Annotated in this window: 26 protein-coding genes and 1 pseudogene; 13 read left to right on the forward strand and 14 right to left on the reverse strand. The window is 70.7% G+C overall.

The features are described from left to right. Positions 1–83: 83 nt before the first annotated feature. From AB0M67_RS35820 to AB0M67_RS35840, 5 genes are all read right to left on the reverse strand, one after another. Positions 84–3,128, reverse strand: a complete 3,045-nt coding sequence (locus tag AB0M67_RS35820) for a Tn3 family transposase (protein WP_365751778.1) — start codon at positions 3,126–3,128, stop codon at positions 84–86. A gap of 111 nt (positions 3,129–3,239) precedes the next feature. Next, complete coding sequence (locus AB0M67_RS35825) at positions 3,240–3,956, reverse strand: DUF2637 domain-containing protein (RefSeq protein WP_365751779.1); 717 nt, start codon at positions 3,954–3,956, stop codon at positions 3,240–3,242. Beyond that, complete coding sequence (locus tag AB0M67_RS35830) at positions 3,956–4,141, reverse strand: hypothetical protein (protein WP_365751780.1); 186 nt, start codon at positions 4,139–4,141, stop codon at positions 3,956–3,958. Before AB0M67_RS35830 ends, AB0M67_RS35825 begins: the two co-directional genes overlap by 1 nt. Next, entirely contained in the window at positions 4,141–4,407 is a 267-nt protein-coding gene (locus tag AB0M67_RS35835; RefSeq protein WP_365751781.1) for a hypothetical protein, read from the reverse strand. Before AB0M67_RS35835 ends, AB0M67_RS35830 begins: the two co-directional genes overlap by 1 nt. Further along, positions 4,404–4,691: a hypothetical protein gene (locus tag AB0M67_RS35840; protein ID WP_365751782.1), complete on the reverse strand. Its 288-nt coding sequence runs from the start codon at positions 4,689–4,691 to the stop codon at positions 4,404–4,406. The genes AB0M67_RS35835 and AB0M67_RS35840 overlap by 4 nt, the downstream gene beginning before the upstream one ends. 336 nt (positions 4,692–5,027) lie before the next feature. On the opposite strand from AB0M67_RS35840, the gene AB0M67_RS35845 reads away from it, so the two are divergent. The 3 genes from AB0M67_RS35845 (at position 5,028) to AB0M67_RS35855 (ending at position 8,148) form a co-directional block, all read left to right on the forward strand. Next, positions 5,028–5,819, forward strand: a complete 792-nt coding sequence (locus tag AB0M67_RS35845) for a GntR family transcriptional regulator (protein ID WP_365751783.1) — start codon at positions 5,028–5,030, stop codon at positions 5,817–5,819. Next, positions 5,816–6,400: a GNAT family N-acetyltransferase gene (locus AB0M67_RS35850; protein WP_365751784.1), complete on the forward strand. Its 585-nt coding sequence runs from the start codon at positions 5,816–5,818 to the stop codon at positions 6,398–6,400. The genes AB0M67_RS35845 and AB0M67_RS35850 overlap by 4 nt, the downstream gene beginning before the upstream one ends. A gap of 341 nt (positions 6,401–6,741) precedes the next feature. Next, on the forward strand, positions 6,742–8,148 hold the full coding sequence (locus AB0M67_RS35855) for a hypothetical protein (RefSeq protein ID WP_365751785.1): 1,407 nt from the start codon (positions 6,742–6,744) through the stop codon (positions 8,146–8,148). 202 nt (positions 8,149–8,350) lie between these two features. Here AB0M67_RS35855 and AB0M67_RS35860 read toward each other — a convergent pair whose 3' ends face one another. From AB0M67_RS35860 to AB0M67_RS35870, 3 genes are all read right to left on the reverse strand, one after another. Continuing rightward, positions 8,351–8,836 (reverse strand): hypothetical protein, encoded by a 486-nt coding sequence (locus AB0M67_RS35860; RefSeq protein ID WP_365751786.1) that lies wholly within the window; start codon positions 8,834–8,836, stop codon positions 8,351–8,353. A 101-nt stretch (positions 8,837–8,937) separates the two neighbouring features. After that, positions 8,938–9,156 carry a hypothetical protein gene (locus AB0M67_RS35865; RefSeq protein WP_365751787.1) on the reverse strand — a complete coding sequence of 73 codons (219 nt, stop codon included), beginning with the start codon at positions 9,154–9,156 and terminating at the stop codon, positions 8,938–8,940. Positions 9,157–9,193: 37 nt separating this feature from the next. Continuing rightward, on the reverse strand, positions 9,194–9,478 hold the full coding sequence (locus AB0M67_RS35870) for a DUF6372 family protein (RefSeq protein ID WP_365751788.1): 285 nt from the start codon (positions 9,476–9,478) through the stop codon (positions 9,194–9,196). 252 nt (positions 9,479–9,730) lie between these two features. On the opposite strand from AB0M67_RS35870, the gene AB0M67_RS35875 reads away from it, so the two are divergent. Beyond that, on the forward strand, positions 9,731–10,105 hold the full coding sequence (locus tag AB0M67_RS35875; protein WP_365751789.1) for an HTH domain-containing protein: 375 nt from the start codon (positions 9,731–9,733) through the stop codon (positions 10,103–10,105). A 489-nt stretch (positions 10,106–10,594) separates the two neighbouring features. Here the strand turns inward: AB0M67_RS35875 and AB0M67_RS35880 are convergent, their stop codons facing one another. Beyond that, entirely contained in the window at positions 10,595–11,008 is a 414-nt protein-coding gene (locus AB0M67_RS35880; RefSeq protein ID WP_365751790.1) for a hypothetical protein, read from the reverse strand. Positions 11,009–11,157: 149 nt separating this feature from the next. On the opposite strand from AB0M67_RS35880, the gene AB0M67_RS35885 reads away from it, so the two are divergent. The 7 genes and pseudogenes from AB0M67_RS35885 to AB0M67_RS35915 all read left to right on the forward strand — a co-directional run bounded on the left by AB0M67_RS35885 (position 11,158) and on the right by AB0M67_RS35915 (position 16,107). Continuing rightward, positions 11,158–11,688 carry a hypothetical protein gene (locus AB0M67_RS35885; protein WP_365751791.1) on the forward strand — a complete coding sequence of 177 codons (531 nt, stop codon included), beginning with the start codon at positions 11,158–11,160 and terminating at the stop codon, positions 11,686–11,688. A gap of 1,276 nt (positions 11,689–12,964) precedes the next feature. Next, entirely contained in the window at positions 12,965–13,597 is a 633-nt protein-coding gene (locus AB0M67_RS35890) for a hypothetical protein (protein ID WP_365751792.1), read from the forward strand. Between the two features lie 87 nt (positions 13,598–13,684). Then, positions 13,685–14,209, forward strand: coding sequence for a transcriptional regulator (locus AB0M67_RS35895; protein WP_365751793.1), 525 nt, complete (start codon positions 13,685–13,687; stop codon positions 14,207–14,209). A 93-nt stretch (positions 14,210–14,302) separates the two neighbouring features. Beyond that, positions 14,303–14,593 carry a hypothetical protein gene (locus AB0M67_RS35900; RefSeq protein WP_365751794.1) on the forward strand — a complete coding sequence of 97 codons (291 nt, stop codon included), beginning with the start codon at positions 14,303–14,305 and terminating at the stop codon, positions 14,591–14,593. 66 nt (positions 14,594–14,659) lie between these two features. Continuing rightward, positions 14,660–15,145 (forward strand): annotated as a pseudogene (locus AB0M67_RS35905) (RNase adapter RapZ); the annotation flags it as partial. A gap of 42 nt (positions 15,146–15,187) precedes the next feature. Next, entirely contained in the window at positions 15,188–15,601 is a 414-nt protein-coding gene (locus AB0M67_RS35910; RefSeq protein WP_365751795.1) for an RNase adapter RapZ, read from the forward strand. A gap of 107 nt (positions 15,602–15,708) precedes the next feature. Further along, positions 15,709–16,107, forward strand: coding sequence for an HIT domain-containing protein (locus AB0M67_RS35915; protein WP_365751796.1), 399 nt, complete (start codon positions 15,709–15,711; stop codon positions 16,105–16,107). Between the two features lie 86 nt (positions 16,108–16,193). Here the strand turns inward: AB0M67_RS35915 and AB0M67_RS35920 are convergent, their stop codons facing one another. Both AB0M67_RS35920 and AB0M67_RS35925 read right to left on the reverse strand, forming a co-directional pair. After that, positions 16,194–16,736, reverse strand: a complete 543-nt coding sequence (locus AB0M67_RS35920; protein WP_365751797.1) for a flavoprotein — start codon at positions 16,734–16,736, stop codon at positions 16,194–16,196. Next, positions 16,733–17,971, reverse strand: coding sequence for a helix-turn-helix transcriptional regulator (locus AB0M67_RS35925; RefSeq protein ID WP_365751798.1), 1,239 nt, complete (start codon positions 17,969–17,971; stop codon positions 16,733–16,735). Before AB0M67_RS35925 ends, AB0M67_RS35920 begins: the two co-directional genes overlap by 4 nt. 77 nt (positions 17,972–18,048) lie before the next feature. On the opposite strand from AB0M67_RS35925, the gene AB0M67_RS35930 reads away from it, so the two are divergent. Both AB0M67_RS35930 and AB0M67_RS35935 read left to right on the forward strand, forming a co-directional pair. Then, positions 18,049–18,516, forward strand: coding sequence for a hypothetical protein (locus tag AB0M67_RS35930; protein ID WP_365751800.1), 468 nt, complete (start codon positions 18,049–18,051; stop codon positions 18,514–18,516). Continuing rightward, positions 18,513–18,914 (forward strand): restriction endonuclease, encoded by a 402-nt coding sequence (locus AB0M67_RS35935; protein WP_365751801.1) that lies wholly within the window; start codon positions 18,513–18,515, stop codon positions 18,912–18,914. The genes AB0M67_RS35930 and AB0M67_RS35935 overlap by 4 nt, the downstream gene beginning before the upstream one ends. Before the next feature lie 118 nt (positions 18,915–19,032). On the opposite strand, the gene AB0M67_RS35940 is transcribed toward AB0M67_RS35935, so the two are convergent. From AB0M67_RS35940 to AB0M67_RS35950, 3 genes are all read right to left on the reverse strand, one after another. Further along, positions 19,033–19,536: a hypothetical protein gene (locus tag AB0M67_RS35940; RefSeq protein WP_365751802.1), complete on the reverse strand. Its 504-nt coding sequence runs from the start codon at positions 19,534–19,536 to the stop codon at positions 19,033–19,035. Between the two features lie 506 nt (positions 19,537–20,042). Beyond that, entirely contained in the window at positions 20,043–21,272 is a 1,230-nt protein-coding gene (locus AB0M67_RS35945) for a hypothetical protein (RefSeq protein ID WP_365751803.1), read from the reverse strand. Beyond that, positions 21,272–21,655, reverse strand: coding sequence for a hypothetical protein (locus AB0M67_RS35950; protein ID WP_365751804.1), 384 nt, complete (start codon positions 21,653–21,655; stop codon positions 21,272–21,274). Before AB0M67_RS35950 ends, AB0M67_RS35945 begins: the two co-directional genes overlap by 1 nt. Positions 21,656–21,727: the final 72 nt, after the last annotated feature.

Genomic DNA, 21,727 nt, shown 5'->3' on the forward strand with positions numbered 1-21,727 from the left:
ACACCGGGCCGTTGCAGCAGGCTCTTGGTCTTGGTCCGTACTCGCCGGGTGCCAGGCGGGAGTGTGACGGCTCCGCCCCGCGCTCAGGCTTCCGGCCTGGTCGTGCCACGCGGTGCCGGTTGAGGGGTCTGCGAGTCGGACGCCGTACGGGGGCCGGGCACCATGGACGCCGCGGCGGCAAGGGCGAGGTGTGAGTTCATGTCCAGCTCGAACCGGCCGTAGGGGTTCACGTGGGTCCAGAACAGCGGGGACAGGGCCCGCCGGTCGGCGTCGGTGAGCCGCTTCTGCCACTTCTCCTCGCTCAGGATGCCCTGAAGCAGGAGGGTGTTGACGTGCACCAGCGCGGACTGGAGCAGGTGCAGCGCCAGCATCGAGACCTCCTGGGACTCCTTGTCAGAGCCGGTCAGGTCGCCGTCCTTGCCGTAGAACAGGTCGTGGTTGGCGGAGTTCCAGTTCTCCACGACCTGGAGGCCGTCGTTGATCTCGCGCCGCAGGTCGGCGTCGGCGAGGTAGTCGCAGATGAACGCCGTACGCACCGCCCGCCCGAGTTCCTCAATCGCGCGGTAGGTGGGGTGCTTGGGCCCGCCGCGGGTGAAGCGCCGTAGGACCTGCTCAGCCTCGGCGGTACCCAAGCGCAGGGCGGTGGTGTACTTCACGATCTGGTCGTACTGCTGGCGGATCAGGTCCCAGTCGATCGTCTTGGTCGACAGCACCGGCGCCAGGTTCGGCCACTTCTCGTCCTCGCCGGCCGCCGGCCGGTACAGCCGCGCCGAGCCGACGTTCTTCAGCCTGGGGAGCAGGTTGAAGCCGAGCATGTGGGCGAAGGCGAACCCGACGATGGAGGCGCCGTGAGTGTCGGTGTACTGCCGGTCGATCTCCACGTCCGTGCAGTGCCGCAGGACGCCCTCGATCATCGCGGCGACCTCGGAGGCCGAGCAGGATTTGAGCTGGCTGTAGACGCACAGCGACTTCTTCTCGACGTGCCAGTAGATCATCACGCCGGGGCCGCGGTACCGCTGGTGCCACTCGGTCATGAAGTTCGAGCTCCAGGAGCCGAACTTCTTGGAGTCGCTCGCGCAGGCGGTGCCCTCGCCCCACCACGCGGCATCGCGAGCGGCGAAGGTGGCGTTGACCAGCCGCACCAGCGCCGCGCGCAGGTTCGTCCGGTTGACGAACAGGTGCCGTACCCGGCGCAGGACGGCCTCGCTCTCGCCGTGCTTGCCGGTGACCGCGACCCGCTTGATGCCCATGTTCGTACCCAGCGCGAACAGCACCAGCAGCAGCCGGCGCCGCAGCACCGCCTTCGGGACCGCCTCCCTGGTGGCAACCGAGGTGAACTCGCCGGTGAAGCCGGTGGCGAACTCGGCCTCCTTGAGGATGTCGATCAGGTCGATGGTGCCCCAGCGGCGTTCGATCTCCGCCTTCAGCGCGACGAGGTTCTCCGGCTCCTCCTGCTTGCCCAGCGGCGAGACCTTGATCCACGGCTCGCCGTGCTTCTTGACGATGTCCACCCCGCCTGTAGTGCCCAGCTCCAGAGCCGTGTCGAAGCGGGTCAGGGCCTCGCGCAGCCTCTTCTCCAGGGCCTCGATGAACTTCTCCGGGTCCTGCGGCTGGCGGATCGCGTCGTAGTGCACATCGCGGTTGTCCTCGAAGTCCGGCGGCAGATCGTCCTCCGGGTTCTGCCACCGGTTCGCGCCCGGCACCCAGATCTCCCGCCGCCGCAGCGCGTCCCGCAGCGCCACGAGCACGCACAGCTCGTACGGGATGCGCTCGACCCGGCCGCGCTCATCCACGACCGCCTTGCGCCACTCCTCGCGCACCACCCCGGCCAGCGGGATCTTCTCCGCCTCGTCGAAGAACGCCCCCTCCTTCGCGATGGGCTGGTCCAGGTACCGCTTGAGCAGGTCGATGGCGTCCATCACCGGCCGGTAGGCGGTGTTGTTGCACTTCAGCTCCAGCGCGTTCAGCAGCGGCGAGAGCATCCGCCGCCAGTGGTTCGAGTACGACGAGCGCAGCACCGTACGCACCCGGGCCCGGTAGCGGGCCTCGTTCGCCGCGGCCTCCGCCGCCAGCGCCTTCAGCGTGGACTCCCCGGCCACCGGATAGATCACCTTGCGGACCGTGCCGCCCGGCTCCGCGACCGCCGCCTCCGCCAGCCGCAGCAGGATGCCCTCCTTGCCGCGGACCCGCTTGAGCTCCTTGTTGAACTCGCCCTCGACCTTCTTCTCCGCTCGCGTGTTGATCTTCTGCACGAGCTGGATGAACAGCTCCACCAGCGAGTCGGTGATCTCCGTCTCCCGCACATGACACAGCGTCGACAGCAGTGTGTACCGCACGGGCCCCGCCGCCGCCCGAAGGTCCGAGGGATACTCCTTCGCCGCCCGCGCCCGCCAGGCCGCCACCAGCTTCCCCGAGATGTCCCCGAACAGCTCCGGCGGCAACTGAATCCCGCGCACCCGCTGGAGCTTGTTCACCTCCGCCAGCAGGCTGTCCAGCCCCAATGCGCCCGGGTCCGCCTTCAGCTCGGTGAAGAAAGTGCCCCCGCCGCCCGCGCTCTCCTCGTCCGCTCCGGCGTCCTCGGCGATCAGGTCGTCCAGCCGGGACCGGGTCGCCGCCGACAGCCAGCCCACGGTGGCCGCGCAGAACCGCTCCTCAAAGGTGCTGACCGCCCTGCCCACCAGCCGGGCGATCTGTCCCGGGGCCGGCGGCTCCAGCCGGTCCTTGCGGCAGCGGGCCACCACCGCCTCCGCGAGCCGATCCCGGTTCAGCTCCACCCCGCACAGCTCGACCGCCAGCCACTCGGCGAGCTGGGTCTGGTCCCCTTCGGAGCACTCACGGAAGCCGAACGCGCCCCGGATCTCCATCCGGTGCCGCTTGATCGCCCGCCCCGACCAGTCGTACGCGGCCCACTCCTCCGCGGGCACCTTCACCTGCTGGGCGACGTACGACACCGCCGGCACCGGGATCTCCCCGGCGTCCTCCGGGAACCGGGCCTCCACCTCGAAGAACTTCAGCAACAACGCGAACCCCAACCGGTTCGCCCCCGACTTGTTGCGCAGCCGCTCCTGGTCCTCCTCCAGCAGCGTCCAGACCTCGATCAGGTCCTCCGGCTCCCACTCCTGCCGCACCCCGCGCTCCCTCCGGTCGTCATGACCGGACCAACCTCGCCGAGCACGGCCCCCGATGAGCCCAGAAGATCAAAAGCCCTGACAAGCACACCCCAGATCCGCTACAGAGAGCTACTTGTCACTTCGCCGAAGCTTCGGGAGGACAGGGCCGACGCGCGGGTGCTTGATCCTGCGCAGCAGCGCGATCCGGATCTCCTCCGCACTGCGGCCGCCGACGCGGTGCATCTGGGAGTGGAGGTAGATCTCGAACACCCCGACGCCGAACAGCGACGACGCGGCGAAGACGACCGCGAGTTCGGGCTTGTCCGCGTGGTGCCAGGCGTTGAGCGCGGCTGCGACGGACGCGAACAGCCACGTCATCACGGAGTACAGCTTCGCGGGCTTGTCGTTCTCGACCGCCCACTTGCGCAGCCACGCCATCGCCCAGGTCGCGCCCTCAATGAACACCGGGACCAGCAGCGCCAGTACCCAGAACACTCCGAGGTCGACCACAGCCGAGAACTGGCCGGGGAACGCGAAGGCGATGCTGGTGACCACCACGGTCATCACCCACGGCATCGGCTGGCCGACCGCAGCCCCCAGCCGCGCGTTGCGGGCCTTGCGGGCGGCCGCCCGCTTCTCCCGGCGCTTGGCCTTCTCCTCCAGCTTCTTCGTCTTCGCCGCCTGCTTGCGCAGGTGGTTGCGCTCGGTGGCCTTGTCGCGGGCCTCGGAGATCTCGATGTCCGCCAGGGCGTTGGTCCGCCGCCCGTCCGCCTCGGCCTGGGTGGCCGCCGCGCGCGCCGTGACCTTGTCCATCTGACGGCGGCCCTCGTAGGTCGACGTCTCCATCAGCTGGTCCTTTCCTGGCCGTGACCCTGGCGGGCCCGGGTGACGCGGGTGATCGGGTCGGAGACGTTCAGGGAGGTCAGGACCTCCCACGAGTCGAAGTCAGCGCCGGTCCAGTCCGCCATGTCCGCGGACTGCGGGGCGGCCTCGACCTGGCGGTCGTTCGCCGGGGTGGTCGCGGTCGTCATCACGCCGCCTCCCTCTCGTCGCGGTAGCCGCCCGCAACCGTGCGGAAGGCGGGGGAGGCGAGAGCGCCCGGCGGGGTGAGGACGGCGTCCAGGACGATGACCACGAGCGCGATCAGCACGAGGCCGATGCGGGCCATGACGTCCAGCTCGATCCCGAACAGCCAGGCGCCGCCGGCCAGCGCGGCGAACAGCCGCACCCGGCCCAGCATCACGGGCAGCAGGGAGAACAGGACGGTCAGGCGGGGGTTGGAGGTCGTGAAGTTCATGCGGCCCGACCACCCTTCACGGTGCTCAGGGCGGCGGTGCCGCGACGCGGCAGCGGCACCACGTTCGCCGGCGGGCGGACGCCCAGCACACGGCGCAGGTGCTTGATGTTCTCGCGGTCGATGGGGCTGTCCGGGTCGCTGGTGTCCACCAGGAACTCCACGAAGTCGGAACGCAGCTCGGGGGACGCGGCGCGGAGGGCGGCGAAGTCGGTACCGAAACCCATCGCGGCCTCGATGTACTCGCTCTCGCTGCCGACGATCCGGCCTGCGACGATGGTCCTCATAGGGTCGTGCCTCTCTACTCGTTCGGCCCTTTCGCGGGCTCTCCGGCTTGGCTTGCAGGCGGCCGGAGGGCCCGTTTTTGACATGGCGGTGCCCCTGGAAAAGGCTTGGGGAATCTCGCCTTCACTTCTCATGAGAAGTGATGTTGACGACGTTAGGCGGGCCCCCGCCGTCCGTCAACCACCTCTCATGAGAAGTTGCCGGGGCTGGAGGGGACACAGAGTTCAGTGCGCACCCGACACCGAGAGGGGCGGGCCAGGCGGCCCCATCTGCACCCGCTCGGAGGAATGATCGCGAGGCGCTTAACTTCTCATGAGAAGTTGGGTTATGGTCAGGCCATGCAGAATCGACCTCGCCGCAACGACACCACTCCGCGTGTCAACGAGATCGCCGCTGATCTTCGTTCTCGGATCGACGCGAGCGAGTTTCCGCCGGGCACGAAGCTGCCCAGCACCCGGATACTTGCAACCCACTACGCGATCAGCGAGCAAGCCATCGCCCGCGTCGTCGCGCTACTCAAGGCGGACGGTCTCGTTGAAGGTAGGCAGGGCGCTGGCGTCTTCGTGAGGAGATGGGAACCGCTGGTCTACCGGCCACAGTCGGAGTTCAAGCGGCTGCCGCCCAACGTGGACGTCTTCACCAACCTGCTCAGCGGTGAAGATCGAGACGGCAGCCAGACGATCACGGTCACGACCGAGCGACCAGACGAAGCCGTTCGGGCACGGCTGCAACTGGCTGATGACGAGTTGGTCGCAGTACGGCGCCGGACATCCCTCGTCGACGGAGAGCCGTACGGCACCGACGACTCGTTCGTAGCGCTGCGACTCGTCGAAGGGTCGGAGTGGATGAGCGAAGGCAGCGTTGAGCGAGGGACCAACGCGGTCCTTGCCGAGGTCGGGCACGAGCTGGTGAAGGCTCTGGACGAGATCTACGTCCGGATGCCGAAGCCCGCTGAGACGAAGCGGCTCGCCCTAAGCCCCGGCACCCCCGTAGCTGAGCTGATCTCCACAGGCCACGATCCGGAGGGGAAGCCCATCCAGGTGACGGTCTGCCTCCTCCGAGGGGACCGGCACGTGATCGTCTACGAGCGCGAGAAGTACCCCCAGCAACCCGAGAGAACCGATACGTGATCATCGTTCGAGCCGAACTCACCGACCTGCCCCGTCTGCTCAGGTTCCGTACGGATGCGGCCGGCTGGCTGGAGCGGCTGGGAACTGACCAGTGGTCCCGGCCCTTCCCTGCCTCGAACATCGCGGCGAGCATCCAGGCCGGGGAGGTCTTCCTGTTCAAGGAGGACCAAGCCCTCGACGCGGTCGCGACCGTTACCCTCGATCGGACCATCGACCCTGAGCTGTGGGCCCTGTGGAGGCCGGAAGAACGGGCCGAACGCGCTCTGTACGTGCACAAGTTGGTCGTCGACCGGCAGTACGCCGGGCGGGATCTCGGTGGACGAATCCTTGACTGGGCTGGTGATCTAGCAGCTCGACAGGGAGATCGGTGGCTGAGGTTGGATGCGTGGACGACGAACTCCCGGCTGCACCGGTACTACCTCGACCACGGGTTTCGCCACGTCCGTACGACGCAGGACCCAAACGAGGTGTCCGGCTGGCTCGCTCAACGCCCGGCCCGGCGCACCCCACACAGCTTCGGTGACCCGACGGGTGTGTCCCCCGTTGGAGCAAAAGAACCAGATAGGAAGATGGGGACATGACCCACGAACAGCCCCCGTAAACGCCGCGACGGCCGCCCTGTGCCACCAGGAACGGCCGTCCTTGAGTCGACTCGCACGCCTAGAGAGCAACCGAGTCGTACGTCGGCGGTAACGCCGGGCAACCTGACCACGAGGGCCCGGGTACCGATATCAGAATAGCCAGACCTGGCCGCACCAAACAGCCACACGTGCGCCGCGTCACTCCTATCTGGTGATGATCCACCGTCGTACGGCTCCCCGATATACAGGGGAGACACCAGCACCATGCGCACCACTGTTCGACCGCCCGGCACGATCGCTGTGTCCGGGACGGACTCCGCCACCCCGAGAGGGGGTGCGCGTTGAGGAAGCGTTCAGGACGACCGCCACGGTTCGCCGCCGTCCCCAATGAGACCGTCGACAACGCCAACAGCCTTGATCTGGAGGCCCTGGGCCTCCTGACCGTGGTCCTGCGTCACAGGGACGGTTACGAGATCACGTTGCCGGAGATCGCGGAGAAGTACGGCTACGGCCGGGACGGCCTGGCCGGTGCCTGGGGCCTGCTCCAGGTCGCGCGGTACATCATCAAGGTCAAGATCCAGTGGGCGCGGGACAACCAGTGGGCGACCGAGGTCGTGGTGTACGACACACCCGCCACGGACGACGAGGTCCAGGAGCTGCTGGCCAGCATCGCGGGCGAGGACAACGTACGGATCGCGAAGCTGGAGCCGCCGACGAAGACCGCGAGGGAGCGGGCGGCCAAGCACGCCGCCAAGGTGGAGGCCAAACGGAAGTCGAAGCCGGAGCGCCGGAAGGTCGACTTCGACGTGCCGGGGCAGTCGGCAGGGGAGAGCGGCCGGGGCCGCGGGCGCCGCGACGGCGGCGAGGACCAGGGGAGCGGAGCCGCCGGCGCGGCGGCGGCCGCGGCCCCGGCCAAGCCGCCCCGGAAGGCGCCCGCGCCGAAGAAGCCGAAGAAGCAGGAGCCGGGCAGACGGCTGACGCAGCAGGAAGCGGCCGCGGTGAAGCTGGTGGAGGCGGCGTTCCCCGAGGAACTGCAACTTCCGTCGTACCGGCCGCCGGTGCTGCGGGACGCGATCCTGGAGGCGCTGAGTGCGCGGCCGCCGGAGGTCGTGGTCGAGCGGGTGAAGCGCCGGTGGTGGAAGCACGGCTACGAGGAAGCCGTGATGCCGGGCGGCAAGGGCATCGGGTCGGCGATCGGTGTCGCGGTGGCGTTGGTGCGCCCGTCGATGGACTGCCCGGACCCGATGTGCGAGGACGGCGTGGTCCTGGACACCGGGGCGCCGTGCCGGGCGTGCGAGCAGCGCAAGGAAGACCGGAGGAGGGGCCCCGTGCCCACGCAGCGCGGCGAGTCCGACGAGGGCCAGGGCGACGGTGCCCCGGCGCCGCGGCGGTGGAAGTGCCGCAGCTGTCACACGCTGGGCAAGTCGGGGCTCGAAGCTCCCGAGGACGGCCTGTGCGGTCCGTGCCGCAAGGAGGAGCAGGAGGCGGCGACCGCAGTCGCGGCCGCGCGCGAGCGAATGGCGGAGGCGGACGCTCGCCGGGAGCAGCTGGCCCGCGAGCAGTGGATCGAGCTGGTGGAGGACGCTTACAGCGAGCACGCCGAACGCGAGCGGGACGCGGCTGAGGAGCGAGAGAGGCGCGAGGCGGAGAAGCAGCGGAAGCTGCGGGACGCGGAGGAGCGGCGCCTTATCCAGGAGCAGATCGCCCGCGAGAACCCGGAGCTGCTGGCCTACTCGCAGACCGCCTGACGGCGGCCGGACGGCCGTACCCCACGCCGGGGTACGGCCCTTCGGCATGTCCGGAGTCCGGGACTCTGTAAGTACGGGACTGCCGGAGTCTGTACTCCTGGCCGTGCGCATTGCGCGCACCGTGCGGCGGTGAGGGGATGCACGAGGCACGGCGCGTAGCGTCGTTCCTCGAGCAGGACCGCCCCGGGCGACGGCGGCCCGGCTACACGTCCGACGCGGCGGCCGCGAGGACGTCGACGGTGCTGTCGAGCATCGCGCACAGCGCGGGCAGGTCCTCCTCGACGGCGCTGATGGGGTCGTTGGCGAGGGCCTTCGGCATGGCGAGCACGCAGCCGGTCACCGCCACGATCACCGCCCGGTGCGCGGGGGAGAACCACTCGGCGGTGGGCAGGCCGTACGCGACGTCCAGCCGTTCCCGGAGTGCCTGGGGGACTCCCCCTTCTCCGTACCGGCCGACGTCGTCGCAGTCGGCCGGGTCCAGACCGGCGGTCGCCTCCTGGACGGCGTCGGCCAGATCGCCCGTGATCGGGTTCCCGGGCGGGCCGGGCAGGGAGCGCAGCCAGTCGGCCGCCCGGCGCCCGGCCACGGCCGCCGTCTCCAGCGCGGCCTTCTGCCCGGGAATCGGCTCGGTGGTCGCGGGGTCGGCCGGCGGGACGGCGGCGGGGCGGGGCAGGTCGTAGAGGCTCACGCCCGGATCAACGACGGCCGGAGGGTCGGGGACACCCCGGGTTCGCCGGCGGCCGCGGCGCGTTCCTCGGTGCCGGACTCCGGCAGTACGAGACTGCCGGACTACCGGAGTCCGGCACTCCCGGGTCGGCCGGGCCGGTCCGGGCCTGGTCCGAGCAGGCGCCGTATGCCGCGCGGTGCCAGCTGGCGGTCGACGTCGACGGCGGGCAGCGGCTGGTCGGCGGCCCGGTCGGCGGCGGTGCCCGGGCGCGGAACGGCGGTGTCCGGCGCGAGGGGGCTGGGCTGGGGTCCGGTGCCCAAGGGGCGGCGGGTGTTGCTCACGAGCCTCATCCTGGCAGGCCCGGGCGGGGTATCTGACCTACTCGGCGGCTGCGGCGGGCGGCGTGCTGAGCGGCGCGAGAGCGGTGTAGCAGGGGGCGCACACCGGAAGGGGGTCGGTGATGTCGGCCGGGGAACTGTGCTGCTCGACGCCGGGCGTGACTACGCGCAACAGGTGTCCGGGCTCGGCGGCCGCGGTGCAGGTGCCCGGGCCGTGGTGGTACAGGGCGCACACGCAGCGGCAACCGCCGGGCCGGTGCTGTTCCCAGGTGAACAGCCACGTCTTGGTCAGGTAGAGCACGGGGTGCTCGGGTTCGCCGGACATGTCGGAGACGGTAGCGGTCCCACCGGCCGGGGGTGTGCGCGTTGCGCACGGTTCACCGGGGCGGGGCGTCACCCGGAGTGATGAAACCTGTACGATCCACCCGGTAACAAGCTGGATCAAGAAATGCGAAACGGCCCCAAAGGTTTGGTCGCCAGGGGGCCGCTCGCTGTGATGCTTCGGTCCCACTGTACGGGCTGCTCCTGATTTCGGGGCACCCCGCGCGGGGTCCCGAGGCGGGAGAGGCGTACCCGCATGACCCCTGAACAGGCGAAAGACGGCCTGATCCACGAGCAGCCCCAGGGCTATTCGATGACCCCCCAGTGGGTGATCAAGGCGGCTTTCAAGCACGTATGGCTGTACGACTGGCTGCGCGCCCGGTACGGCGGCCTCGACGAGACCTTCCCGGGCGTCGACACGCTGGCGAAGGAGTTCGGCGTCTCCCGCTCGACGATCGAGCGGACGATGCGAGAGCTGCGGAAGGTCGGGGCGCTGGAGGTCCACCCGCGCTTCCGGAACAACGACGGCACCATCGTGACCCTGCGCGACGGCGAGGCGTACACCGGCAACGGGGCGCAGACCACGAACCTCTACGTCACGAAGTTCTACCCGCCGGCGGCGTCTGACTGACCGCCGGACTCCAGCCCAGCACGCAGGCCCCTGTCATCTTTGACGGGGGCCTGTCGGCGTCTCCGGACCCGGCCGGGGACCCCCCTGTCAGATCTGACAGGGGGGTCCCCGGCAGATCTGACAGGGGGTCACCCCAGCAGGAATGACGGGGGGACCCCGTCAGAAATGACGGGCAAAGTACACAGAGTTGATCTACATAGAGAAGCTGAGTCACACAGAGCTATGAGCCACACAGAGATCGTGTGCTGCGCACTCTCATCGACTGCCGGGGGCTAACGCCGCCCCCGGCCGCCCCGCGCCAGCGCCTTGGATGCGCTGGACCATCCCTTGGTCATGGTCCTGCGCTTCGCGCACCACTCCAGGCCCTGGGGGCCTTCCATTGGACCAAGCCCCCTGGAAGTAGTGGTTGATCACCATCGTGGCTGGGGTCCTACCTGATGTAGGAACAGAAACCACAGGATGCGCGTGCGCGCGAGGCGGCGGCCGCGCTCAGCCGCCGTCGATGTGCCGGTGGCCCGCGTCGTACTGGCGGCGGACGGTGGACTGCTTCTCCGGGTCGCCGTGGACGGCCTTGGCGATCGTGCGCCAGGACAGCTTGTGGTCGTCGCGCAGGTGGACGACCAGCACCGCGGCGCGGGCCTCCAGGAGCCGCGCGAGGTGGGTGGTGTGGGTGGCGGCCGCGAGAGCCTGCTCGACGGGTTCGTGCGGGTCGTACCCGGCGCCGTACTCGTCACCCAGGGCCTGCAGCGCGTACGCGAGTTCGCCGGAATCGACGGTGCGGGCGAGGTGACCGTGCCGGTCGTCGACCAGGGTCCAGCCGATCTCGGCCCGGCGCTCGCTGGGGTGGGTGACGGTGACGGCCACCGCGGTCTCCTTCCGGCTGAGGGTGTGCGCATTGCGCACGATTGATCATGCCGGACCGCCCGACGCCCTCTTGCCCCCTCGTAAATAACTTGATTGAATTAGCAGTGTCACACCGGGGCGGGAATCTACGGTCGACACCGGGCCTGCGGGCCCGCACCGAAGCCCTCAACGACCGGAAGGACGCGCCGATGACCTCCGAGACCTCCAGCACCACCCCGGCCGACACGGCCCCGCTCTACGCCCTTGGTGACACCGTCTTCGTCTACGACGGCGGACCGGGCCTGGTCACCCGCGTCGAAGGGTGGGCCCTGAGCCTCCTGGAGAGCGTGATGGGCGAGGGCTACGAGGCCACGCTCAAGCGCATGGCCGTCGTCTTCCGCGACGGCGCCGGCCACCTCGACATCTCCTCGCCGCTGTGCGTGGCGCCCCTGGACGCGGCGGCCGCGGCCTGGCACCTGGTCGCCCCGGACGGGCGGCTCGTCGGCGGCGGCACCCGGCGCCAGGGCCGCAAGCCCTCGATGGCGCGCGACGAGCTGGAGGCGCTGCGCGACGCGGGCACGTACGAGTCGCTCGTCGGCTCCGAGGTCGTCGACGGCCTGCCGGACGGCGTCCAGCACGCCCCGTCCGCCGGCGCCACCGACCCGGTGACCGCCCCCTCGGAGGGCACCTTCACCGCGGCCCGCGGCGGCGTCTACCTCTGGCACGTCCCGACCCCCTGAATCCGCCCCGGAACCCCTAATCGAAGCGTTTTCCCAGGTCAGACCCGACAACCGGTTTTTCGGTTGTCGGGTCTGACCTGCGTAAATGATTCGTTTACGCAGGTGGGACCCGACAACGGGTTTTCCCGGGACCCGGGGAAGGCGGGAGTCCCTATAGAAGACTGGGGTTACAGAAGACGAGAGAGAACACAAAAGCGCCTTGCGGCGCGTGCGCCGCTGGGGACGCCCGGAGGGCTAGGTACAGGTAGTAGCGCGCGAACGTGCGTGAGGCGGCTCCGCCGCGGCCGACGGCGCCACGGCGCCGAACCAGTTCGCTCCTCCCCCCGAAGAGATCCATCCGGCGGCCGGTGGCCACAATCCCGCCCGTCACCGGGCAGGCCTCGACGGGCCACCGCCCCTCTCGTCCCCCTAACAGGCCGGGGCGCCCACCGTTCTCAGCCCCTCTCCCCCGGTACAGGGGCTCATGGCACCCTCACCGCCGTTGCTGGAGGCGACCCCCTCACGCTGAAAGCGCAGGTCAAGACCGCAACTCCAAATAAGCCGCAGGGGCATGACAAGCGGAGCGACGGGCGACCGCCGCTCTAGGGCGCCTGGGCCTGTTAGGGGTTAGAGGAGGGGGGCGCGGGCCCGTCACCCGTTGGAGTGAAGGCCGGGTCCAGGGTGACGGCATCGTCGTGGCTGAGGTGATGACGGGCCCGCGCCGTGGGTGGCTGGCCTGAGTACGTACGTGCAGGTCAACCCATAAATAGGACGCCCCTCCGGGGCGACTCAACGCAGCCCAATCGGCTCCGCCGGGGGCGCCACAGGCGCCCCCGGCTCCACCGATGGGACAGCGGACGCCCTACGGGCGGCAACTGGAAGGGGAGCGCGGCGCGTCTCTGAGCGGTCCTGTGCGGCTCCAGGGGCTTGATCGGCACTCCCGGGCCTCCGTGGCGGGAGCGGCGCCCCTGGCCCCCACCAGGGGCGTTCTCGGGGGTCTTCTGTGGCGGGCGTGACGAGGGGTCCCACAGGTGCACGGAGGGCCGTCCTCCCCCGCCGGTCCCGGCGGCCTCTCGCCGGCGGACCCGCCCGGCCCCTCGGCGCACGACTACCGGAGTGCCGAACTCCGTCAGTCCGACACTCCCGGACTCTGTAATTTCGCGCATAGATATGCAGGTCAAAGCCGTGATGCTGTGCCGTCGCAAAGAATCATGACCGGTCCCCCTTGTGGAGGGTGTACGAGATCCGTACATTCATTGGTGTACGAGATACGTACAGCACTGGAAGGGGATCACTCGTGGAGCACAAGCTCAGCAGGACCGAGGACGGCCAGACTGAACTGACCGTCCGCTGGAACCAGGAGGACGACCCGATGGGCTTCCTCTACGGCTGGGTCACCAAGGGGCACCTGGAGAGCTTCCTGCGCACGTTCCCGAAGCCCGGCGAGGGCGGCAACCCGGTCGACGCGGACGACGCCTACCGCCTGGCCCTGGGGCTGAACTGGCTGGCCGAACTGACCGACCGGCGCCTGGAGCTGCTGCTCCTGCTGCTGCGCGACCAGTACAAGGCCTCCTGGGGCACCCTGGGCGCCGCGCTGGACGCCTCCCGCTCCACCGCCAAGTCCCGCTACCAGAAGATCGCCCGGCAGTACGCGGAGCACGGCGACTACGTGGACGAGACCGGCATCCACTCCGGCCCGCCCGCGGAGGTCATGCAGCTGGTCGAGAACCGGCTGCGCTCCCGCGAGGACCAGGACCGGATGGTCGAGAGGGCCGTGGCCAAGCTCAAGGCCGGGGACCGCGTCCACTACCGCCTCGACGCCGCCCGGCAGGGCACCGCCGTGAAGACCGCCCTGGGCCAGTGGGTCATCGACTGGGACGGCGAGGGCGAACTGCTCACCCCCGGCGAGGACATCGTCCCGCTCGGCTGACGGAGCGAGGCGGCCGACTCACTGCCAGGCGACCGGCCGCCCCGCCCCTCTCTCCCACCTCCCGCACATACGAGAAGGGGAACTTCCATGTTCTCGCACGCCTCGAACGCCGACACCATCGCCACCATCGCCACCTTCGCCGCCGTCTTCGTCGCCCTGTGGGTCGCCCACACCGTCGGGGACCACTGGGTCCAGACGTCGGTGCAGAGCGCCAAGAAGGGCCAGCACGACCGCAACCCGGGCCAGTCCAGCCGCGTCGGGCGCCTCGCCTGCACCCGCCACGTGATCGGCCTGACCCTCACCAAAGTCCTGCTCCTGGCCCTCGCCGGCGTCGTTCTGCACCTGCCGCTGACCGTCGTCGGAGTCACGGTCGGGCTCGGTCTGGACGCCGCCTCGCACTGGTGGGCGGACCGCCGATCCAGCCTCGCCTGGCTCGCCGACGTCACCGGCAAGACCGAGTTCTACAACCTCGGCACCGGCGCCCACCCGTTCCACCCCGTCACTGCCGAAGGCAAGCCCGCCGGGCACCTCGGAACCGGCGCTTATGCCCTTGACCAGGCATTTCACGCCTTCTTCCTCTTTCTCGCCGCGCTGATCATCGCCGCCGTCTGACGGCCCCGTGTGCCGCTCTGCCCGGGACAGCGGGCCCGGACAGAGCGGTGCGCAGGGCCGGACAGCCCGGCCGTACTCAACCGAAGGGGCCCGATGATCCGCACCACCATCACCTGCGACCGCAAGGACTGCCTTGCGCTCTACCTCCCCGACGTCGACGCCGGGGCCGACGTTCTCGAACGGGCCGCCCGCGCACTCGGCTGGCAGCGGCTCACGGCCACGTCCCACGCGTGCCCCGGCTGCGTGCGCGGCACGGGGCCGGTGCTCGAACGGGGCGAGTGCCCCCACTGCTGCGGCACCACCTTCGATCGCAGGGACGGGGCGGTCTGCCACTACTGCGGACACGTCAGCCCGCACCCCGCCGACGACTTCGACCTCGACTGACGGGGTCCGGGGCGCCCGCACCCACCGCGCCCCGGACCCCGCTCCAAAGAGGCAACGGGCAACACCCGCGATTCCCTACCGCCGCCCTTGGGCGGCACGGAAGGTAGAACCATGACCGCCCTTGAGATCGAGTCCTTCGGCTTCGGCCACCAGGCCGCGCCCGACGCGCACTTGGTGATCGACCTCCGTCGACACTTCCGCGATCCGCACATCAAGCTCGACATGCGCCAGCTCACCGCGCACGACGCCGTCGTCCGCAAGACGGTGATGAACACCCCCGGCATCAAGCAGCTGCTCGCCGGACTCGTCTGCGCGATCGACGGCTTCCTCGCCGGACCGACGCAGACCGTCCCGGTCCGGGTCGCCCCGGGGTGTGCGGGCGGCAGGCATCGTGCCGCGACGGTCGCTCTGGCCCTGCACGCCGTGTTCTCCGGCGACCTCGACGCCGCCGCCGAACTCGGGGTCGACAACCTCGCCAAGGCGTACGTCGACCGCGGCCTGGACGTCACCCTCGTCCACCGCGATCTCGACAAGCCCGTCATCGACCGCTGACCGACCACCACCCCGCCACCCCTGCGCAACGGAAGGACGACCATGAACTACAGCGACAGCGAGTTCCCCTGGGTCCACATCGAGACCTTCGGGTTCGAGCACGGCGTCCCGGAGACCGTGATCGGCTGCCTGCTCGTGGACCTGCGCGGCGTCGACCTGGACGACCCGGCCGCCACGGCGGAACTCGCCGGCCGCGACGGGAAGGACTCGGACGTGGTCCAGCACGTCATGGCCTCCTCGATGGCCTTCACCCGCATCGAGCAGATCGTGGGCCAGGCCAAGGCCCTGCTGGACTTCAACGCCCGGAAGAACTTCACGCTGCGGGTCCTCATCGGTGACGACACCGGCCGCACGCGGGCCGTGGTCGTGGGCGACGCGGTCTCCGAAATCCTCACCGCCCGCGGCATCCCGACCGAGGTCGAGCACCACCACCTCGGCATCGACACCCCGAAGTGAGCGTGTCCGGGACTGCTGTAGACAGCCCCGGACACTCCCGTCAGCACAGCACACCCAGCGGGCCCCGCTCCACGGCGGGGCCCGCTCGCTGCCCGGAGGTCCACCGCATGGCCGCCACACCCACACCGACCATCGCGGAGCGGTGCGTGTTCTGCCAGATCATCGCGGGCACCGCCCCCGCGACCTTCGTACGGGAGTGGGACAACGCCGTGGCGATCCTGCCGCTCGACGGCGTCACCGAGGGCCACGTCCTCGTCCTCCCGCGCCGCCACGTCGACAACGCCGTCACCGACCCGCCCACCACCGGCCAGACGGCGACGCGGGCGGCCGAACTGGGGGCCGAACTCAACAGCGACCTCAACCTCATCACCAGCGTCGGCGCGGCCGCCACGCAGACCGTGCACCACCTTCACGTCCACCTGGTCCCTCGCGCCGCCGGCGACGGCCTGCCGCTGCCCTGGACTCCGCAGCAGGCGGCCGCTCGGCCGACGGCGGCACTGGACTGATCTTCCCGAAAGCCAGAGTCCGGCAGTCTCCGAGTCTGTTACTCCGGGACTGCCGGACTCCGGCTTTACTGCGGGTCTCTTGCTGGTCAGGCAGGAAGGGCGTCGATCGCGGCCCGCCACGGATAGGCGTCCAGGTCGCCGTGCTTGGGCTTGTGCGGGGTGAACCCGTCCTCACCAAGCAGCACGGTGACGCCCGCCTCACGCAGGAACTCGACGTGCCGCGCGACGGCCGGGTGCGCGGCCTGCGCGTCGTTGAAGTGCGGCAAGGCGACGATCGGCACGAGCGCGATGCCCTCGGTGATCAGCCCCAGGGCAAGGGTGTCGGAGACGGCCGTCGCCCACTTCGCCAGGGTGTTGTTGGTGAGCGGGGCGACGAGCATCGCGTCCGGCGACGGCAGCACGTCCGGCTGGCTGGGCAGCTTGTACCGATGGCGCACGGGGTGGCCGGTGAGCCGCTCCAGGGCCTCGATCTCACCCTCGGCGTCCTCGGTAAGCCACCGGTGGGCGGACGGCGTCAGGATCAGGCACACGTCCCATCCGGCCTGCTGGGCAGCTTTGATCGGTACAGACAGGCGCCGGGTGGGGGGCGCGGCGCAGGCGATGACGTACAGGGTGCGTTTCATGGTCATCGGGGAAGTCCACAGCGCTCGGCGAGACCGCGCAAGCGCCGCTCGGCGCTACCCGCACCCAGTAGTCGCAGGTCCTCGACGAGCGCCTTGGTGCGCGGGCGGCACACGACCTCCTCCGGGGCGAGCGCCTCCGCCTCCAGCAGCGTGTCTACGGCCGTCTCGCGCATCCCGGCCTGTGTCTCGCCCCGGGCCCGGTCGGCCAGCAGGTGCGCGCGCCGCTCGCGGGGCAGAGCGTCCAGCCCGGCGGCCGGGATGTTCGCGGCGACCGCCACGGCGTCCGCGCCGGCGGACAGCTGGACGTGGGCGGCGACCCGGTACAGCGCACAGTTCGTCGCGCCGAACGACGTCCACAGCTCGTTGCCGTCGGCACCGAGCTGAACGGCGTACTCGTCGGCCTCGTCCAGGAACACGGGCACCGCGCGGGCGGCCGCGTCGGGGCTGCGGTCGTCGGCCTCGGCGACGGCGGCCTGGGCGAGCGCGGCCTTGAGGAACAGCATCCCGAGCACCGACAACCCGAGCGCACCGCGCTGGAGCAGGTCGGGGCGCAGGCGTTCGGCGGCCGCCGTGGCGAACGCGACGGCGGCCTTGGCCTGGCCGTGGCTGGTCATCGCGTCCGCGAGGTGGCGGGCCGCGCTGGCCATGATGACCGGGTCCTCGGAGCGTTCGGCGGCCGCGACCGCGCGGTGCCCGGCCACCACCGCGAGTTCGGTGGAGCCCCACTTGATGGCGGCCGCCTCGGTCAGCTCCAGCGACAGGGACAGCAGGCGAAACGCCTCCTGCTGATCCTCGCCCTGGTGGCGCTCGGCGGCCCGGGTCGCGTCCACCAGGAGTGCCGGGATCTGCGTACCGAGCCGGGCGAAGTGCCCGGCCTGGAAGCCGGTTCTGGCGTGGACCAGGGCGCTGCGCAGGACGGCGACGGGCACCGGTTCGGCGCCGGAGCCGTCGGTGCGGCCGGTGATGACGTCGTGGCGCTGCAGGGCGGCGCGCACCGCGTCGATCTCGGTGTCGGCCGGGCACAGGACGATCGGGTCGTACAGCAGCCGGTCCATCGTGACGTTCAGTCGGGCGGCGACCTCGGTGACCACCGACAGGTGCGGGTCGGCCTGGCGGCGCCCGCCCTCCAGTTCCTCGACCCAGCGCAGGGAGCGCTTCATCAGGAAGGCGAACTCCTGCTGGGAGAGGCGGCGGCGATCCCGCCAATGAGCCACGCGGCGGCCGAACTGGATGCGGTCCATGAGTGCTCCGAAGCGGAGTTGACGACCCACACACTTCGTGTGGGCCACTCTGTGTATACCGCCCGTACGGTCCAGATATGGCCCAGTCCGCCAAGACCTCCATCCCGACGTGGCACCGGCTCGCACAGCCGTCCGACCGGCTCCGTGCGCAGTGGGTGCGCGGTGACGACCACACCCGATGGGCGGCGTGCGGCCGGACCTGGGACGCGGTGGCCATCACCCCGATAGCCCGGGGCCTGGACGCCCTGGTCGCCCTGCGGATCAGCCCGCGCCGCGGCTACCCGGTGCTCGCCGACTATGTCCGCGACCAGCTGTACGTGATGGTGCCGCCGGGCACCGGCGGCACGGCCGCGGGCCTGCCCGGAGTGCGCGTGCTTTCCGACGGCTACCAGCTCCTGGTGCCGGACACCGCGCACGGCACCCCGACGGCGCACTGGGTCAGCCCGCCCCGGGACAGCTCCCCGGTACTGGTACGGCCCGACCGGCTCACCCACCACCTGCGCATCCTCGCCCGCGCCGACCAGCCGAAGGCGGACCTCTCATGAGCACGTTCGACGTCCTGCACGACCCGGAGGGCCGCCTCGCTGCGGAACTTCCGCCCGACCGGACCGTGCACGAGCAGGCCGTGCGCACGGCGCTGGCGTGGTCCTCACCGCTGGACGTACCGGCCGACGACGTCGTTCGGGTCGGCGCGCTGCTCGCCGGGGCGGCGCGGGTGGTCGCCGACGAGGTGCGCGTCTGCGCGGACCGGCTCCCCGACGACGACGGCCGCCGGCTGTTCGCCGAACTGATCCTGCAAGAGGCCGACGGCCGCCTGTCGCAGCCGTGCACGAGTCTGCACCGGGTGCAGAACCGGGCCCGGCTGATCCGCTCGCTGTATGAGCGGCTGGACCGGCTCGAAGCCGCTGTGCCCGCCGACGGGTCGGCGGCCGCAGCCCCCTGAGCCGTCTCCCGGCGCCTCCCCCCGTGGGCCCGGGCGACGTACGAAGCCCCCGGCGGTTGCTCCTGCACCGAGCGCCGCCGGGGGCTTCTCCACGTCCGCCTCGCGGACCGGGGCACGGTCAGGCAGGGACCGGGACGCGCGCGTCGTACTGGGCCACGGTCCAGGCGATGACCTGGCAGGTGTAGATGAACCAGTAGTCGTATTCGGTGAACTCCCACCCGGTGGTGTCGAAGCGGAAGCCCTCGAACTCGAACGCGGCCAGCGCGGCCTTCGCGCCCGCCTCGGTTTCCAGGTCAGCGCTGCTGTAGCGGGAGAACAGCTCCTCCTCGACCTCGTCGGCGAGCCCGGGGTGACCGGCCTCTGCCTCCTCGGCGGCCTGCTTGATGTAGGCCCGCACCCGACCCTCGGCGTACGCCTGGACGTCCCGCTCCCCGTGGGGCTGGACCTTCTCCGCCCAGTAGCGGGTGTCCACCATCCATGTGGTCCCGGTGCCCATGCAGGTGCGGAAGAAGTCGAGCATGTCGTCGTCGCGGCGGAAGACGTAAGTGCCGGTGTGCCCGGTGATCGCGAGGGCGCCGGGCCAGGTCATCACCTCGCACCAGTAGGCGGTTGACTTCGGCATCTGGATCTCCAGGTGCCGGTTGTCTTGAACGGGGTTTGTCGGCCCCGGGGGAACGGGAAATTCTGGCCCCACCCCTCGAACGGGCGGACGACCGATCACCCGGGCCCCTGACGGCCTCTTCTCGCTGGCTGCGCTTGTGCGTGGACCACCCACAGGCCCGGCGGTCGAACACCCGGCGGAGCCACTTCTCACCGTTTTGGTGGGGCCGGAACTACCCGGCGGAGACAGCCGGTACAGCCCGTCGTCGCGCCGTACGGTCACCGTGGCGTCCGCCGATTCGACGGCGAACCGTTCCTCGATCTCCGCGATGCGCGCTTTCAGCTCGGCGGCCGGGTCGATGGTGGTCATGTTCGGTTTCCTCTCGCCTCGCGCCCGGCGAGATCGCCCGGCCTGCATGAAGTGCAACGAACGGCCTAACGAGTCGGATGCGCCCGGCCTCTTCCCGGCGCCGAAATGCGTGAGTCCCGGAGTCACAGACTCCGGGACTCACCTGGCGCGGGAGCTGGTCAGACGGCTTTGGCCTTGGAGGGACGGCCCCATCCCGCCGCACGCTCGATCGCCTTGAGCAGGGCGGGCTCCCATCCGGCGGCGGTCAGGTCCGCAGTGTCGGTCAGGCCCGCCTCGGTGAGTGCGGACAGCTGCATCATGTGCTCGATCCCCTCGGCCCACGCCGCCCGTCCCGCCTTGCGGCAGGCGAGGCGCGCTTCGAGTTCTGCGGTGGTGTCCGGTTCACCGGAGCGCCGCACCTGGGCGAGGGTGCGGCCGCACTCGGCGACGTCGTCCAGGAGGGCGACGGCCTGTTCGGCGTCCGGCTGCCGGGGAGCGGGGGACACCTTCGGGCTGACGCCGCGGCGGAGCTGTTCCATGCGGGTGGGTAGCGGCACCCACGAGGGCTCGCCGGCCATCTGCTGGTTGGTCTGGTCGACGGCCCGGGTCCAGGCCCGGAACAGGCCACGTGGTTCCAGGGGAGTGCCGGGCGGGACCGTGAAGTCGCCGCGGTGGTTGGCGCGCAGCCCCACCCACAGCGCCACGGCGGTGCCCCCGACCCGCTCCATGAGCGTGTGCCGCTCGACGAGCCACCGGCGCAGCGCGGTCCGGGACAGCCCGGACAGGGCGATCAGCTCGACGTACGCCTCCTCCTTGCCCCATCCCTGCGGCCTGCGCACGATCCGAATCTCTTCGAGCGACGGGGCGAGGTCCTCGATCCGGCACGCGCACAGCTCGCCGGAGCGGGCGCCGGTGTCGACGGCCGTCGCGCCGATGGCGAGCATCCGGATCTGCCCGGGCAGGGCGTCGCCCCGGTCGGCGATCTCCTCCAGGGAGGTCCGCAGCAGGGAGCGGGCCCTCTTGGGCACGGGCTGCTTGCGTGCGGGGTCGGGCTGCGGGGGCAGGTCGGCGTACACCCCGGCCGCCTTCGCGAGCAGCGCCAGGACCTCGATCCGGGTCTGCCGCGAGTTGTCGGTGCTCGCCCTCTTCTTGTCCGCCGCGCGGGCCCGCAGCTCGCCGCGGGCGGCGAGGTCCAGGTAGGCGTCGACGGCGGCCCGACGGAACAGGGCGCGGGCTTCGGCCTCGTTGTCGAGCGGGTGGTCGGCGCGGGCGAGGGCCCGGCCGTACTCGCCCGCCACCCATCGCACCTGGCGGCCGCGGGCCTCGGAGATCTCCTCCCCCCACGAGCACGCCTCGGCGGCGGCCGCGCGCAGCAGTTCAGGGCCCGTGAGGCTCCGGTCGACGGGCATCAGCGGGCCTCCCCGGAAGCGGGCCGCCGTACGGCCTGCCGGACACCGCGGGCCGCCGGGGACCACGACAGCGCGTCGCCGCCGTGGAACTGCCGGAAGGCGGTGTCCTTCGACAGGTCGGCCGCACCGCCGATCTCCGCCCAGGTCGCCGCCTTGCCCCCCGGGCGGCCCTCGCCGCGCACGGCGCGGCCGGCGGCGTCGTGCGCGGCCCGTCCCGCCGTGTCGGCGACGAGCATCATCAGTTCGAGCTGGTGCAGCGGGTCGACCGCGAGACCGACCGCCTGGGCGAGCAGCTGCACACGCTCGGCCGGGGTCGTCTCCTCGGCGGTCGCCCGCCGGACTAGATCGGCGATCTGCTCGGCCATCATGTCGACGTTGTCCACGCGCATTCCTCCCGTTGTGCCAGAACAACGAACGACGGCAGCCTAGCGGGATTCCGTTGTGCCGAGACAACG

It is taken from the genome of Streptomyces sp. NPDC051662 (genome assembly GCF_040681655.1).
Taxonomy (GTDB): domain Bacteria; phylum Actinomycetota; class Actinomycetes; order Streptomycetales; family Streptomycetaceae; genus Streptomyces.

What these genes read in the sequence shown, in the direction of transcription:
- AB0M67_RS35825 (WP_365751779.1), bottom strand. Translation starts at nt 3,956, where the DNA reads ATGGAGACGTCGACCTACGAGGGCCGCCGTCAGATGGACAAGGTCACG.
- AB0M67_RS35870 (WP_365751788.1), bottom strand. Translation starts at nt 9,478, where the DNA reads ATGTCCGGCGAACCCGAGCACCCCGTGCTCTACCTGACCAAGACGTGG.
- AB0M67_RS35935 (WP_365751801.1), top strand. Translation starts at nt 18,513, where the DNA reads ATGAGCACGTTCGACGTCCTGCACGACCCGGAGGGCCGCCTCGCTGCG.
- AB0M67_RS35920 (WP_365751797.1), bottom strand. Translation starts at nt 16,736, where the DNA reads ATGACCATGAAACGCACCCTGTACGTCATCGCCTGCGCCGCGCCCCCC.
- AB0M67_RS35835 (WP_365751781.1), bottom strand. Translation starts at nt 4,407, where the DNA reads ATGAACTTCACGACCTCCAACCCCCGCCTGACCGTCCTGTTCTCCCTG.
- AB0M67_RS35915 (WP_365751796.1), top strand. Translation starts at nt 15,709, where the DNA reads ATGGCCGCCACACCCACACCGACCATCGCGGAGCGGTGCGTGTTCTGC.
- AB0M67_RS35945 (WP_365751803.1), bottom strand. Translation starts at nt 21,272, where the DNA reads ATGCCCGTCGACCGGAGCCTCACGGGCCCTGAACTGCTGCGCGCGGCC.
- AB0M67_RS35830 (WP_365751780.1), bottom strand. Translation starts at nt 4,141, where the DNA reads ATGACGACCGCGACCACCCCGGCGAACGACCGCCAGGTCGAGGCCGCC.
- AB0M67_RS35895 (WP_365751793.1), top strand. Translation starts at nt 13,685, where the DNA reads ATGTTCTCGCACGCCTCGAACGCCGACACCATCGCCACCATCGCCACC.
- AB0M67_RS35885 (WP_365751791.1), top strand. Translation starts at nt 11,158, where the DNA reads ATGACCTCCGAGACCTCCAGCACCACCCCGGCCGACACGGCCCCGCTC.
- AB0M67_RS35925 (WP_365751798.1), bottom strand. Translation starts at nt 17,971, where the DNA reads ATGGACCGCATCCAGTTCGGCCGCCGCGTGGCTCATTGGCGGGATCGC.
- AB0M67_RS35910 (WP_365751795.1), top strand. Translation starts at nt 15,188, where the DNA reads ATGAACTACAGCGACAGCGAGTTCCCCTGGGTCCACATCGAGACCTTC.
- AB0M67_RS35930 (WP_365751800.1), top strand. Translation starts at nt 18,049, where the DNA reads ATGGCCCAGTCCGCCAAGACCTCCATCCCGACGTGGCACCGGCTCGCA.
- AB0M67_RS35940 (WP_365751802.1), bottom strand. Translation starts at nt 19,536, where the DNA reads ATGCCGAAGTCAACCGCCTACTGGTGCGAGGTGATGACCTGGCCCGGC.
- AB0M67_RS35875 (WP_365751789.1), top strand. Translation starts at nt 9,731, where the DNA reads ATGACCCCTGAACAGGCGAAAGACGGCCTGATCCACGAGCAGCCCCAG.
- AB0M67_RS35900 (WP_365751794.1), top strand. Translation starts at nt 14,303, where the DNA reads ATGATCCGCACCACCATCACCTGCGACCGCAAGGACTGCCTTGCGCTC.
- AB0M67_RS35840 (WP_365751782.1), bottom strand. Translation starts at nt 4,691, where the DNA reads ATGAGGACCATCGTCGCAGGCCGGATCGTCGGCAGCGAGAGCGAGTAC.
- AB0M67_RS35845 (WP_365751783.1), top strand. Translation starts at nt 5,028, where the DNA reads ATGCAGAATCGACCTCGCCGCAACGACACCACTCCGCGTGTCAACGAG.